Raw genomic sequence first — 13,725 nt, forward strand, 5'->3', positions numbered from 1 at the left:
CATGACTGTACAACAAGCTTATATCGTCGCTGCCAAGCGTACGCCCATTGGAAAGGCGCCTCGCGGTGTGTTTTCGTCCTACCGTCCTGACGAGCTCTTGGCAGAAGCCATTCGCGGCATGCTGGCCGATGTGCCCAAACTGGACCCTGCCGCCATTGAAGAAGTGGTGGCTGGTTGCGCCCTGCCTGAAGGCCCGCAAGGTTTTAACGTTGCGCGTATTTCTGCCTTGCTGGCAGGCCTGCCGCATACCGTGGCCGGGATGACCGTCAACCGCTTCTGCGCCTCGGGCTTGAGCGCTATTGCGATTGCTGCTGACCGTATCCGTACGGGCCAGGCAGACATCATCGTGGCTTCGGGTGTGGAATCCATGAGTCAGGTGCCGGTGATGGGCGTGAATACCACGTTCAGCCCCGAGATTTTCACTTCGGACGAGAACTACGGGATCGCTTACGGCATGGGTCTGACTGCTGAAGAAGTAGCGCGTCAGTGGAAAGTGTCCCGTGAAGATCAGGATGCGTTTGCCCTGGCTTCACACCAGAAAGCCGTCAAGGCTTGGGAATCGGGCGAGTTCACGGGCGAAGTTCTGCCTGTGACGGTGACACGTCGTCAACCGAACCTGAGCACGCAGGAAATCTCCGTCAAAACCCAAGTGGTTGATCGTGACGAAGGTCCACGCCCTGATACCAGCCTGGAAGTGCTGGGCAAGCTGCGTCCCGTGTTTGCAGCGCGTGGTTCGGTCACGGCTGGCAACAGCTCGCAGACGTCGGACGGGGCAGGTGCCTTGCTGGTTGTTTCCGAACGCGCCTTGCGTGAGCACAATCTGACTCCGCTGGCCCGTTTCGTGACTTTCTCGGTCCGTGGTGTGCCACCAGCAATCATGGGTATCGGTCCTAAAGAAGCCGTGCCTCATGCGCTGGCCTTGGCTGGCCTGAAGCAAGACCAGATGGACTGGATCGAGCTGAACGAAGCCTTTGCTGCTCAATCTCTGGCGGTGATTCGTGATTTGGGCCTGGACCCCGAGCGCGTCAATCCGCTGGGTGGTGCTATTGCCATGGGTCACCCCCTGGGTGCGACTGGTGCCATGCGTGCCGCCACCGTGGTTCATGCCTTGCAGCGTCGTCAGCTGAAGTACGGCATGCTTACCATGTGTATCGGTACAGGCATGGGAGCCGCCGGGATTTTCGAGCGGACATAATTTCCGATCTGCTGCTGTTTCTATCGTTGCTGGACAAAGCCGCCTTCGGGCGGCTTTTTTATTGGGGCGTCCCCCGCATCGGTGGGCAATAGCACAATACGTGTAAGCAAATTTGTTTAAAACCCGCTAAATGTCAAAAAAGTAAAGTTTTGTTGTTGTCATAGAGTAGACATGGGGTCGGGCCATAGTCCTTTTCATTGTGTTGAACAGCTCACACGGAGGATGTATGGGATTGCCCTCGCGCATGGTGTCCAGCCTGCACGTTCCCCCCATGTTCTGGCAGGGACGGGTCAAGGCTCGTCTGGAGTCGGGGCAGTTTGAAGTCGACTGCGGCGAGCGCTGCTGGATTGTGCCGCAGGCCGTCAGTTGCCTGGTGCAGCCGCAAGTGGGCGACAAGGTCTGGGTAGGCGGTGCCGATGGCGAGCAGGCCTATGTGTTCGCCGTGCTGGAGCGACCCCAGGGCGGGGCTTTGCATCTGGTCGCCGAGCAGGGCTTGCATGTGCAGGCGGCGCAGGGTGGGGTGCATATCCAGTCCGAGGCGGACCTGACTTTGCAGGCAGGTGGCCATTTGCGCCAGTCTGGCCGGGAGATGAGCCTGACCGCAGGCACGCTGCGGATTTTGTCGCGCGTGCAGGAAACCGTGGCGGATCGCCTGTCCCAAGTGTGCAATCACGTATTTCGTCTGACTGAAAAAGAGGAGCGTTGGCGTGGGGGCCGCATGGATGTGCAGGCCCAGCATCAAATGCGTTTGCATGCCCGCCATACCTTGATGACTGCGCGCGAGCTGGTCAAAGTCGACGCTGACCAAATCCATATGGGGTAAGCATGCTGACAGAACGCCTTGTACAAGTGCATAGCCCGCTCGGGCCGGAGGTCTTGCTGTTTCAGGCTCTGCAAGGTCGGGAAGCCTTGTCACAGCCTTTTGAATTGCAGGTGGATGTGGTCTGCAATACCCCCTTGCTGGATTTGCGCAGCTTGCTGGGCGAGTCCCTGAGCCTGGAAATCAAAACACCTTTTGCAGTGCCGCGCTTTCTGGATGGTCGTATCAGCGCATTTCGCCTGATGGGTAAAACCGGCCGCAGCGACCGCTTCTACACGTATCGAGCCACCTTGCGCCCCTGGCTCTGGTTCTTGAGCCAGAACATGGACAGCCGGATCTTTCAGGAAAAGACCGTGCCCGAGGTTTTGCAGGACGTGCTGGGCCGCTACCCCTTTGCCTGGGAGTCGCGCCTGACGCAGGACTACCCGCGTCAAACCTATTGCGTTCAGTATCAGGAAAGCGACTTTCAGTTTGTTAGCCGCTTGATGGAACGCGAGGGGATTTACTACTGGTTTGAGCACCGTAATGGCGCCCATACCCTGGTGATGGCCGATGATGCCGGTCAACATGCGGCTGCGCCCTGGCTCTCTGAGCTGCCCTTTGTTTCCCCCGACCGGGTAGCGCATCCCGATGTTGAGCATATCCATGCCTGGCACCCGTATGAGCAAGTCACTCCGGGTCGCTACGCGACCGCTGACTACGACTATTGCAAGCCGGGAGCCAGCCTGGACGCCACGCGCAGCAACCCGGCTGAACATGCCTTGGGTGATTTGGAAGTCTACGAATGGGCGGGTGGCTACACCGAGCCTCAACATGGTGAACATTACTCCCGCTTGCGGCTGGAAGCCTTGCAGGCAGTACGTAGCCAGGCTCAAGCCCAGACTAATGCGCGTGGTGTCGCGCCGGGTTATTTGCTGTCCGTACGCAATCATCCGCGCCCCGAGGACAACCGCGACTATCTGGTGACGCAGGTCGATTACGACTTTCTGGATGTAGGCCATACCGGCGAGAGCGGCATGGCCAGCCACTACTTCATCGATTTTCTGGTGATCCCGTCCAGCCAGCCGTATCGCCCGTTGCGACGTACACCTATTCCGCGTACCTACGGCCCGCAAACCGCCAAGGTGGTGGGCAAGAGCGGCGAGCAACTGTGGACCGATCAATATGGTCGCATCAAGGTTCAGTTTTTGTGGGATCGCTACGGGCAGGCCAATGAAAACAGCTCCTGCTGGCTGCGTGTTTCCAGCCCGTGGGCAGGTGGCGGCTTTGGGGGCATTCAACTGCCCCGAGTGGGCGACGAAGTGATTGTGGATTTTCTGGGGGGTGACCCGGACCGGCCCATTGCCGTCGGTCGTGTGTATAACGCCAGTAATATGCCGCCCTGGAACCTTCCGGACAATGCCACACAAAGCGGCTTTTTAAGTCGTTCCAAAGACGGTGATCCCAGCAACGCCAACGCCTTCATGTTCGAGGACAGAGCCGGACAGGAGCGTATCTGGCTGCATGCCGAGCGCAATCTGGATACGGAAGTCGAGGGTGATGAAACCCATACCGTCGACGGTAACCGGACTACTGTGGTCACAGGCCACGATACCTTGAGCGTCATGGCAACCCGCACGACAACGGTGCAGGATCTGGAAACCGAGACATTTAATAGCGGCGTCGTACGTACGGTCATCGGGGATCTGGTTGAAACCATAGAAGGCGAGCAGACCCGAACTCATACCGGTGATGTGACGCGTACCGTGACGGGCAATGTCACCGACACCTTGACCGGCGATTTGACCCGAACCATCACCGGCGAGGTCACTCATACGGTCACGGGCGATGTCACGGATTCCATCACCGGCACTCGCAACTCCACCCAAACCGGCGATTACACCCGCACGATTACCGGCGCAGTGGATTACACCGTGACTGGCGATGTCAAAGAAACCATTACAGGTGATGTGGACCTGACCACCACCGGCAATATCACTGACACCCTGACTGGCAATCTGACCAAAAGCATTTCCGGTCCTGTGGACATTACCGCCGCAGCGGGCGTGAACATCACCACGCCTAGCTGGAAGGTGAATGTCACAGGTATTGAAAAGTGGTGGATTCCGCATACCGAAAAAGTGACGGGGTTCCGCCTGAACGGCACGATTTCCTCGCTGGATGCCTGGGGTATTCGGGCACAGGGCTATCTGGTCAATTTCCAGGCTGCCGTCATGAAGATGGACCACTCGGCCTTCAAGGACGAGAAAGCCTACGCCGCGATCAAGACCAGTGCGGTGTATCTGGGCAAGCAGGCGGTGCGCGTCGGCAGTTCGGCTCTGCGTTTGGCCAAGTCCGGCTTGCACATCTTTTTTTAAGGACGTCCGCGACGATGTTGGGACAGATTATGTGGATGGCTTTCAGCGCTTTGATGGGAGCCATCATGATTTCGATTGGTATCGCACTGGAGTGGCGGGACTGGCTGCCTTATCTGGTCATCTTGCCCATGCTGATCGCAGTGGGTGGTTTTGTGGCTGGGTATAGGGGTTTTACGCGCTATTGGCGTGCCCGTCCTGAGGAGCTCTTGTATCAGCGCCTGCATCGTGCCGAGGTCGTACCGCAACAGGCCGTGATCGTATCTCAGGATGAGCTGCTGCCAGAGGTCTTCAAATCTGCTTATCCGCTAATGCGCCTGGGTCTGGACGTGGATGGCCAGAAAACCCATGTGGATGTGCTGGTGCAGCCCGAACTGAGCAAGCGATTCAAGCCGGGTAATTGGGTCAGCGTACTGTGCGATCCGGCCAATGCTCAGCTGTGTGCTCTGAACCGTGAACAGGTGACCTTGCAGCTGAAACCCGCCGCCAACTCCTATGGGGATTGATTGATGGTGGCGCTGGCTTCGCAGTTGATCGGGGATGACGCACACGCGGGTCCGGAGCAGTCAGGCAGTGCTCCTGCTCCAAGTCAGTCCTGCTCGTGCTCTCCCAAAGGACAAGTCCCATGCGCATCGTAAAGCCCTTGCGCTTGGGTGTTTTGGCACGCCCCTGGAGCTGGCGCGGACAACACGCGCTAAGCGTGTCGGTACAGGCCTGGTGTTCCATGGATGCCCCGCATGTCTTGAGCACCGATGCACGTATGTGGCAAAGCGTATCCGGCCTGATGCAGGGCGACGATGTGCTGGATCTGGCCTTGCCCAAACCTTGTGCAGAGTTTCTGGTCTCTGGCCATGCCTGCGCTCCTGGTGGTGAGCCGGTATTCCAACTGGCCGTACAAGCGCGTGTCGGCCCGATAGAAAAGCAGCTGGCTGTATTTGGGCAACGTCAGTGGCGGCAAGGCAGACCGGGGGAGGCAGAGCCTTTTACCCGCGTGCCTTTGGATGGCAGCCGTAGCTGGGGCGGGCCGCAGTATCCCGATAATCCCGCCGGCATGGGAATGGAAGCAGCCAGTCCGGGCGAACCGCTTTGCTTGCCGCAGGTAGAGCCTTGGGAAGGGCGCTTGCACCGTTCTGACCAGCAGGGCCGTCCAGCGGGTTTGGGGCCGGTATCGCCTTTGCGACCACGTCGCTTTCGTTTGGCGGGCCGTTATGACCCCGCCTGGCAGCAAGGCGATCCAGGCATGATGCTGGACAGCCTGGACCCACATTTTTTCAATGCTGCTGAACCGGACCAGTGGTGGCGTGAACAAAGTCATTGGCCCGCAGACAGTTCTTGGGAACTACACCATCTGCACGCTCAGCGACCCCGATGGAGTGGCAGCTTGCCGCAGTGGGAGGCGATCTGCTGGTATCAGGATCGTCGTCTACCTGGTCTGCAAAAGCTGGACCTGCGGCACACCACCGTTTGGTTTTTTCCTGATTTGGGCCACATGCTCCTGCTGTACCAAGGGAGCGTGCCGCTTCAGGATGCGCAGGCGCAAGATGTGAACTTATTAATGCCTGCCCTGGAGCCCTTGGACCAAGCGCGTGGCCAGGATCATTACGAGCAAGTGCTGCGCTTGCGTAGCGAAGGCGATCAGGCCGGATTATTTGCCTTGCGCGACCAGGATTTGCTACCCGCTGACTGCTGCGCACCTTTGGATGATTTTCAGACTAGCGCAGACGACCCTTTGTCCTTGACCATGCGGATGCGCCTGGAGCGCTGGGCGCAGGACGCGGCACAGGAACACCCGGCTTGGCAGAACGAGCTGTTTTCCTTGGCGCAGGCTGGGCCTCCCAAACCTATGGATGTGGACCGAACGGATTGGGTGCAGGAAGTGCGCCAAGCCAATCGCCAGCAATGGGATGCGCGTCAGCAGATGGAAGAGGGCATGGCGAAAGTGCAGGACTTGCAGCGTGAATCTCCCTTTCAGGATCAGGCCAGCACTCGTGTGACGGCTCGTGATACACAGCGCATGTTGTGCGAGCTGGATGCAGCGGCCAGCGACCAGGCGCCTGTGTCCGGCTTGCTATCCAAACCCATGGAGCAGGCCAGACGTGCGATGCAAACCTATGCCCCTGCACCGCCTGCTGCCTCTGATCTGCGTCAGCAGCGTTTGCGCAGGCGAGTGGAGTGGATTCTGGCCGGAACCCGCAATCTGTCTGGCCTGGACTTGAGTGGTCTGCATTTGCAGGACTTCGATTTCTCCGGGGTGCGCTGTGTTGGCACCTGCTTTAACGATGCGGTTCTACGGCAAGGCACGTTTGCAGGAGCTGATTGCTCGGGAGCCACATTTGTGCGGGCGCGATTGGAGCAGGTTCAATTCAATCAGTCCCAATTGGATGATGTGGATTTCAGTGCGGCAGTACTGCAATCCGTACAGTTTCGTCAGGTGCAGGCGGCCCGATGGCAGCCGCGCGAGTCCAGTTGGCAGGATGTCTTGTTCCAGCAGTCGAACCTTCAGGAGCAGGAGTGGCTGGATGTGGACTTGCTGCGCTGCACCTTCGAGACCTCGCAGTTAAGTGGCGTGCAATATTTGATGCGCTCGCGCTTGTCCGAATTGTCTTATCTGGATTGCCAGTTGCAGCAATGCGCTTGGCTGGACTGTGATCTGCGGGACCTGTCCTTGAGGGGCTCCAGCCTGGAGGACACGTCCTGGCTGCTGGGTCTGTTGGACGGTGTGCTCGATTGCCGTGACAGCCGCTGGCGTCAAAGCGTGGTGTCCGGCGTGGACATGCCGGGGTCAGACTGGCGCGGTGCCCGCTTGGAAGAAAGCAATTTGCGTGGGCTGGACTTGTCGCAATCCTGTTTTGAACAGGCCCAACTGATTCGCTGTGATTTATCCGGTGCCAATCTCCAGGGGTCGCAATGGACGCAGGCCCGCCTAAGTGACTGCATTCTGATCGAGACTGACTTTAGCCAAGCCATCATGAACAAGGTGGATATGAGCAATAGCCTGGCCGGGGGCGCGAATGTTCAAGGCACGATGCTGGATACCGTGAACTTCTTCCGCGCTGATTTGATGGGTTTGCAAACGGATGCGCGTACCCGCAGCCGCAATCTGTATTTACGCACGGCACGTCGCGACCCTGCTGGGGGGCAAGCCTGATGGACGCACATGCTTTGCGTTTGCGCATTCGGCAAGGCGAGCCTTTGCTGGGGCTGGACATCAGCGATCTGTATTTGCCACCGGGCGATTATTCAGGAGCGGTGTTCATCGCTTGCCGCCTGCCGCGTGTGCAAGCCTTGGGTGTCAATCTGGCGGGTAGCCGCTTTCATCAATGTGACTTGAGCGGAGCAGTACTGGACGCCAGTGTGCTGGATGGCTGCGCCTTTATGGAATGCGTGTTGATCGGCTTGTCCTGCAAGCATGTCCAGGCCAGGGAGGTGATGTGGCAGGACTGTGATTTACAGGGCGCTATCTGGCAAGGCGGAGCCTGGAGCGACACTCACTGGGCGCAATGCATCTTGCAATCGGGCAACTTCGACCAAGCTCTTTTGCAGCGCTGCACTTGGACTGGCTGCCGCGCAGGGGGCTTGTCCTTGCAGTCGACCCGTCTGGAAGATGTGGTGGTCACCGAAATGGATTGGCGGGGCAGCACTCTGGCCGGTAGTCGCTGGCACAGGGTGACGGCCAAAACCTGCAATTTCCAGGGCATGGATCTGTCGGGGCTGGATTTCAGCGGCAGTGTCTTGATGGAGTCCGACTTTACTCAAGCGGATCTAAGCCACGCTCGTCTTTGCGGCACCAATTTCAAGTCTGCCATCTTGAATCAGGCCGTGCTGAACAAGGTCCAAGCCAAGCAGGCTTTATTTGTTCAGGCACAGGCTCAAGGACTGCAGATTCGGGAGGCGGATCTGACACAAAGTCTGTGGGCTCAAGCCCACGCTCCCGAGGCAGATTTTCGTGGCTCTTTTTTGCAGCAGGCCTACTTCGCGCAGGCAGTGTTGGAGCGGGCCCGTTTCGAGCATAGCCAACTGCGCTATGCGGATTTCTCGTATGCAGATTGCCGTCGTGCTCGCTGGGATGGCGCACATTTTGAGCGCACCCAGTTTCATCGTTGCTTGCTGGACAAGGCCGGGCAAGAACAGGCCGCAGGCTGCCTGCCCAATGACCCGGCTTTGCACGAGTCTGAGAGCTGGACTGCGCGTCACATGAATCTTGAATAAGGAGCCCTGATGTTTGCCAATTGCCAACGGGGCGGCATGGATATTGCCTTCCCCGACATCTGCAAGACACCACCGGCTCTGTTGCCGATTCCTTACCCGAATTTTGCGACGGGCCTGATGGGTATTCCCAATGCCTGGAACATCCTGTTGCAGGGTGGGCCTGCCCATAACTTGCTCACAACGATACCCTTGAGTAATGGTGACAATCCGGGTGTGGCTTTGGGCTTGATCTCGCAAACCGTGATGTCGCGCTCGCGCTCCATTACCTGCGTACCTAATGTGCTGTGGAAGGGAATTCCGGCGACCCGTCTGACTAGCTTGAGCATGCAGAACACGGTGAATACGGTGGGCATGCGGGTAGTGCCCAGCCAGTTCAAAGTGCTGTTGCTAGGTGGCGGTGGTGCCGGGGGCGGCGCCGGTAAAGGCGGCAAGGGTGTGTCGGGCAGTGGGCCGGAGGCGGCACGCAAGGCAGCGGCACGCGAAGCCAAGCGGGCACAGCTGAAACGCAACCGGCGTCGGGGTGCGCAGCGAGAGCGTGAGGTCGAGGCCGAGCTGAAGCAGGAAGGCCACGAGGTCATGGGCACGCAGGTGTCTGCAAAAACCCCATTGACCCGCCGTGTGATCGATATACTGATCAAGGACAAGAACACGGGCAAAATCCGGGCGGTCGAAGTCAAGAGCGGGGGAGCGCGCCGCTCCGCAACCCAGAAGGCCAAGGACAAGGCAATGGAGAGCAAGGGCGCAGAGTTGATTGGCAAGAATGCACCCAAGCAGCCACTTCCCAAGAACATACGCATACCTACGGAGGTACGACATTGAAAACGCACACTGATCCCGTTAAATATGACGCTGTGGACTGGCATGTGGGCGGGGACTACCCCTCTGATCTGGGCCCGCAAGGTGGTCGCACGCACATCGGCATGTATCTGGCCTGGCTGGTGGAAAAAGGCCTGCTGGCCAATGCTTTTATGGACCGCTACCCCAACGAGGTGCGCCAGTGCCGTGATCACATGATCAAAGGCTCGCAACTGCTGCAAGAGTGTTGCGACGATGTGCTGGTCAGCGAAGACATGTCCGAGCAGGGCAAAGCCTTTAGCGATTTTTACTACGACGAGCTGTATCTGGATGATTACGTGGATACGCTGGACGACGAGGTTTTGCCATCCATCTATCACGTGCCTGACGATTGGGACAGCTACGAAACCTTGCGGCCGGTTCTGGAGCAACGCTACCAGCACTGGCGACAGGAGCAGGGGTTGGACGACTAGCTTCTCGCCAGTTTTTTTCCTTTGAAAAGCGCTGCCTGCGGGTGGCGCTTTTTCTTTATTTGCTTCAAAAAGAGCGTAAATACATCCATTTTGCAAAATAAGTAAGGAAAAATTTTCGTCAAAAAGGTGTCACCTTCAGTTCCTAGACTGGCTCCATGATCAGTTATCCGAGACGACAGCTATGGTCGAAGGAATACAGGAGCAGTGGCAGCCAGCCTGGATTTTGGCTCCCGAAAACGCCCACTACGGCGAGAACCTGGAATACGAAGCCGACTTTCTGGCCTTGATGCAGGCTTTGCAAGTACAGGGCGAGCAGCAGTTTGGCCAAACCATCATTCCGGCCCAGGTGCCGGAATGGACGCGCATCGTGCGCCTTGTGCAGGACTTGCTGGACCGCTCGGCAGATATTCGCTTGCTGGTGGTGCTGGCCCAGGCGCGTTTGCAGACAGGTGGGCTGCCCGCTTTGGTGGAAGTGTGCGACTGGCTGCTCAGCGCCCTGCAACAAGGCTGGGAGCACGTTCATCCGCGTCTGCACGACGATGGCGAGCTGGACCCCTTGCCGCGCGTCAATGCGCTGGCCGGGCTGTCGGCTATTGATGGTCTGGGTCGCCTGATGCGTGAGGCTCCCGTGGTCAGCCTGGGGCATCGTCAACTGAATTTACGTGAAGTCGGCTATGTGCTGGATGGCAGCCAGAAAGATAGCGGCCTGCCGGGTCGTGACCGTCTGGTTGAAGAGCTGCGCCGTGCCTTTGCCGCCGGCCAAAGCCAGACCGTGGCCTTGAGTCGTTTGCGTCAGTTCCGCCATGAGCTGGAGGCCCTGGTGCATCGCCATCTGGATGCCGAGTGGTCCGTGCGTCTGGACGGAGCCTGGGACACCGTGGAAGCCGCCTGCGCAGTGCTGGACGCGGCAACCTCACTATCTGCTCCTTCCGCTCCCGAACCTGTGCAGGCAAGCGACCCCACCATTCCTGTGCCCCCGCAACCTGCTCATCAGGTCGCTCCGGTGATGGGCTTGGCGAGTTGGCAAAACCTGCATGTTTCATCCCGCGAAGAGGTGGTGTTGTTGCTGGACAAGCTGGTGGCGTATTTCGAACAGCACGAACCCAGCCATCCTGCCCCTTTGCTGCTGCGTCGCGCCCAGCAACTGGTGCCCATGGGTTTTCACGAGCTGATTCGTGACCTGGCTCCCGGTGCCTGGGATCAGATCCAGGTTTTCATGCCTCGATCCGAAGTGGCGACAGCCGCTTCTTAATTCCATAAATCAACTGGAGAAGACCTGATGTCTGTGAAATCCAATTCTGGCAGCGGCCAGAAATTCCTTGGGCGCAATCGGGCTCCGCGTGTGCAAATTGAGTACGACGTTGAACTGTACGGCGCCGAGCATCGTGTGCAACTGCCTTTCGTGATGGGTGTGCTGGCGGATCTGGCCGGGCACAACACGGAGAGCCAGCCGGAGCTGGGCGAGCGCAAGTTTATGGAAATCGACGTGGACAACTTCGATGACCGCATGAAGTCCATCGCACCCAAGCTGAACATGCAGGTTCCCAACAGCCTGAAGGGCGATGGCGTGCTGGGTGTGGAAGTGTCTTTTGACTCCATGGACAGCTTTTCCCCGGCTGAACTGGCCCGTCAGATCGAACCTCTGGCCCGCCTGCTGGAAGCTCGTACACAGCTGGCGAATTTGCTGACTTATATGGATGGCAAAAGCGGGGCGGAAGAACTCTTGTCCCGTCTCCTGCAGCAGCCCGAACTCTTGCGCGCCCTGGCTGGCCGCCCGCCTCAGGCCCTGACGGTGGACGAGTCCCAGCCCGATCAGGACAACGAGCCCAAAGCATAAGGAGCCTATCCCATGACTTCCACCCAGACATTGACCGCAACCCGCGACACGGCCCAGCTGGATGAACTGTCCAGCCTGTTGCAGCAAGAGTTTCGTCCCAAAACCGAGCAGGCCCAGCAGGCGGTTGAGTTTGCTGTTACCACGCTGGCCGAGCAGGCGTTGGACCAGTCCGTGACCTTGAGCGACGACGCTTATCAAACCATTCAGGCAGTGATTGCCCAGATCGATCAGAAGATGACCGAGCAGATCAATCACATCCTGCATCACCCCGAATTTCAGCGCCTGGAAGGGGCATGGCGGGGCCTGCACCATCTGGTCAGCAATACCGAAACTGATGAGCTGCTGCGTATCCGCGTGATGCCTGCGACCAAGAAGGAATTGGCGCGCAACCTGAAGCGCTACAAAGGCGTGGCTTGGGATCAAAGTCCCTTGTTCAAGAAAGTGTACGAACAGGAATACGGCCAGTTTGGTGGCGAACCCTTTGGTTGCCTGGTGGGGGATTATCACTTCGACCACAGTCCGCCTGATGTGGAAATGCTGGGTGAGCTGGCTCGTATCGGCGCTGCCGCGCATAGCCCCTTTATCGCCGGTGCTGCGCCGTCCGTGATGCAGATGGAATCCTGGCAGGAGTTGGCCAATCCGCGTGATCTGACCAAGATTTTTTCCAATACCGAGTACGCCGCCTGGCAAAGCCTGCGCGAATCTGATGATGCCCGTTATCTGGGCCTGGCCATGCCGCGTTTTCTGGCGCGCTTGCCCTATGGCGCACGTACCAACCCGGTTGATGAGTTCGACTTCGAGGAAGACACCGACGGAGCCAGCCATGACCGCTACACCTGGGCCAACTCGGCCTACGCCATGGCGGTCAATATCAACCGATCCTTCAAGCATTTTGGTTGGTGCACGGCAATTCGCGGTGTGGAGTCGGGCGGTGCGGTCGAGAACCTGCCTTGCCATACCTTCCCCACGGACGATGGCGGTGTGGACATCAAATGCCCCACGGAAATTGCCATCAGCGACCGCCGCGAGGCCGAGCTGGCCAAGAACGGATTCATGCCCTTGGTACACCGCAAAAACTCCGATTTTGCGGCCTTTATCGGCGCCCAGTCCTTGCAGAAGCCCCAGGAGTACTACGACGCAGACGCTACCGCCAATGCCCGTTTGGCTGCGCGCTTGCCGTATCTGTTTGCCTGCTGCCGTTTTGCGCATTACCTGAAGTGCATTGTGCGCGACAAGATCGGTTCCTTTCGCGAGCGCGACGATATGGAGCGTTGGCTAAACAGCTGGATCATGAATTACGTGGACGGCGACCCGACCAACTCTTCGCAGGAAACCAAGGCACGCAAGCCGCTGGCCGCCGCCGAAGTCTCGGTGCAGGAAGTGCCGGACAACCCCGGTTATTACGCTGCCAAGTTCTTCTTGCGCCCGCACTACCAGCTGGAAGGCCTGACGGTTTCCCTGCGCCTGGTGTCCCGCTTGCCGTCACTGAAAGGCGAGCAGAACTGATTCCCACCCTGGCCTTTTGATGGCCTTATTCGACCTCCAAGGAGAAAAGCGTGTCTGTTGATATGTTCATGAAAATTGAAGGCGCCAATGGCGAATCCAAAGATTCCAACCACAAGGATTGGACCGATATCCAGTCCTTCTCGTGGGGCGCTTCGCAACCCGGCAGCATGAGTTCGGGCGGCGGTGGCGGCCAGGGCAAGGCCAATTTCAACGATCTGCATGTGGTTGCCCGCATCGACAAGGCCGCCCCTGCCGTGATGAAGCATTGCGCCAGCGGCAAGCACCTGGGCAAGGTGGAGCTGTCGGTGTGCAAGGCCGGTGGCGAGCAGGTGGAATACTCCAAAATCACCCTGGAAGAAGTGCTGGTAACTTCGGTTCAGCTCAATGCCGAGCGCGATGTGGAAAGCGTAATGGTCAATTACTCCTTCCAGGCCGCACGCGTCAAACAGCAGTACTGGGAACAGTCCGACCGCGGCAGCAAAGGTGCTGAAACGCTGGTGGCCTGGGACATCAAGCAAAACAAAGAAGCCTGATCG

12 protein-coding genes are annotated in these 13,725 nt (G+C 58.5%); all 12 read left to right on the forward strand.

Annotated elements, in window-relative coordinates; genetic code table 11:
• Position 1 precedes the first annotated feature (1 nt).
• Positions 2-1,195, forward strand: coding sequence for an acetyl-CoA C-acyltransferase (locus tag M2Q46_RS13745; protein ID WP_009455514.1), 1,194 nt, complete (start codon positions 2-4; stop codon positions 1,193-1,195).
• 226 nt (positions 1,196-1,421) lie between these two features.
• Entirely contained in the window at positions 1,422-2,018 is a 597-nt protein-coding gene (locus M2Q46_RS13750; protein ID WP_247966300.1) for a DUF3540 domain-containing protein, read from the forward strand.
• Positions 2,019-2,020: 2 nt separating this feature from the next.
• Positions 2,021-4,372 (forward strand): type VI secretion system Vgr family protein, encoded by a 2,352-nt coding sequence (locus M2Q46_RS13755; RefSeq protein ID WP_257112613.1) that lies wholly within the window; start codon positions 2,021-2,023, stop codon positions 4,370-4,372.
• Positions 4,373-4,386: 14 nt separating this feature from the next.
• The gene (locus M2Q46_RS13760) at positions 4,387-4,875 is read left to right on the forward strand and encodes a hypothetical protein (protein ID WP_083054910.1); all 489 of its coding nucleotides are present in this window, start codon (positions 4,387-4,389) and stop codon (positions 4,873-4,875) included.
• 119 nt (positions 4,876-4,994) lie between these two features.
• Positions 4,995-7,517: a pentapeptide repeat-containing protein gene (locus tag M2Q46_RS13765; RefSeq protein WP_302357456.1), complete on the forward strand. Its 2,523-nt coding sequence runs from the start codon at positions 4,995-4,997 to the stop codon at positions 7,515-7,517.
• Complete coding sequence (locus M2Q46_RS13770; RefSeq protein WP_302357457.1) at positions 7,517-8,578, forward strand: pentapeptide repeat-containing protein; 1,062 nt, start codon at positions 7,517-7,519, stop codon at positions 8,576-8,578. The genes M2Q46_RS13765 and M2Q46_RS13770 overlap by 1 nt, the downstream gene beginning before the upstream one ends.
• Positions 8,579-8,587: 9 nt before the next feature.
• A complete protein-coding gene (locus M2Q46_RS13775) occupies positions 8,588-9,397 on the forward strand; it encodes a DUF4150 domain-containing protein (protein ID WP_026483655.1) in 810 nt (269 codons plus the stop codon).
• Positions 9,394-9,846, forward strand: a complete 453-nt coding sequence (locus tag M2Q46_RS13780; protein ID WP_009455524.1) for a hypothetical protein — start codon at positions 9,394-9,396, stop codon at positions 9,844-9,846. Before M2Q46_RS13775 ends, M2Q46_RS13780 begins: the two co-directional genes overlap by 4 nt.
• 181 nt (positions 9,847-10,027) lie before the next feature.
• Positions 10,028-11,098 carry a type VI secretion system protein TssA gene (gene tssA, locus M2Q46_RS13785; protein WP_302357458.1) on the forward strand — a complete coding sequence of 357 codons (1,071 nt, stop codon included), beginning with the start codon at positions 10,028-10,030 and terminating at the stop codon, positions 11,096-11,098.
• A 27-nt stretch (positions 11,099-11,125) separates the two neighbouring features.
• On the forward strand, positions 11,126-11,683 hold the full coding sequence (gene tssB / locus M2Q46_RS13790) for a type VI secretion system contractile sheath small subunit (protein ID WP_152602594.1): 558 nt from the start codon (positions 11,126-11,128) through the stop codon (positions 11,681-11,683).
• Between the two features lie 12 nt (positions 11,684-11,695).
• The gene (gene tssC, locus M2Q46_RS13795; protein ID WP_009455530.1) at positions 11,696-13,189 is read left to right on the forward strand and encodes a type VI secretion system contractile sheath large subunit; all 1,494 of its coding nucleotides are present in this window, start codon (positions 11,696-11,698) and stop codon (positions 13,187-13,189) included.
• Between the two features lie 50 nt (positions 13,190-13,239).
• Complete coding sequence (locus tag M2Q46_RS13800) at positions 13,240-13,722, forward strand: type VI secretion system tube protein Hcp (protein ID WP_035270090.1); 483 nt, start codon at positions 13,240-13,242, stop codon at positions 13,720-13,722.
• Positions 13,723-13,725 lie beyond the last annotated feature (3 nt).

Source organism: Alcaligenes sp. YSL9, from assembly GCF_030515105.1.
Taxonomy (GTDB): Bacteria; Pseudomonadota; Gammaproteobacteria; order Burkholderiales; family Burkholderiaceae_B; genus Alcaligenes; species Alcaligenes phenolicus.

What these genes read in the sequence shown, in the direction of transcription:
- M2Q46_RS13770 (WP_302357457.1), top strand. Translation starts at nt 7,517, where the DNA reads ATGGACGCACATGCTTTGCGTTTGCGCATTCGGCAAGGCGAGCCTTTG.
- tssB (WP_152602594.1), top strand. Translation starts at nt 11,126, where the DNA reads ATGTCTGTGAAATCCAATTCTGGCAGCGGCCAGAAATTCCTTGGGCGC.
- M2Q46_RS13760 (WP_083054910.1), top strand. Translation starts at nt 4,387, where the DNA reads ATGTTGGGACAGATTATGTGGATGGCTTTCAGCGCTTTGATGGGAGCC.
- M2Q46_RS13745 (WP_009455514.1), top strand. Translation starts at nt 2, where the DNA reads ATGACTGTACAACAAGCTTATATCGTCGCTGCCAAGCGTACGCCCATT.
- M2Q46_RS13750 (WP_247966300.1), top strand. Translation starts at nt 1,422, where the DNA reads ATGGGATTGCCCTCGCGCATGGTGTCCAGCCTGCACGTTCCCCCCATG.
- tssA (WP_302357458.1), top strand. Translation starts at nt 10,028, where the DNA reads ATGGTCGAAGGAATACAGGAGCAGTGGCAGCCAGCCTGGATTTTGGCT.
- M2Q46_RS13765 (WP_302357456.1), top strand. Translation starts at nt 4,995, where the DNA reads ATGCGCATCGTAAAGCCCTTGCGCTTGGGTGTTTTGGCACGCCCCTGG.
- M2Q46_RS13775 (WP_026483655.1), top strand. Translation starts at nt 8,588, where the DNA reads ATGTTTGCCAATTGCCAACGGGGCGGCATGGATATTGCCTTCCCCGAC.
- M2Q46_RS13755 (WP_257112613.1), top strand. Translation starts at nt 2,021, where the DNA reads ATGCTGACAGAACGCCTTGTACAAGTGCATAGCCCGCTCGGGCCGGAG.
- tssC (WP_009455530.1), top strand. Translation starts at nt 11,696, where the DNA reads ATGACTTCCACCCAGACATTGACCGCAACCCGCGACACGGCCCAGCTG.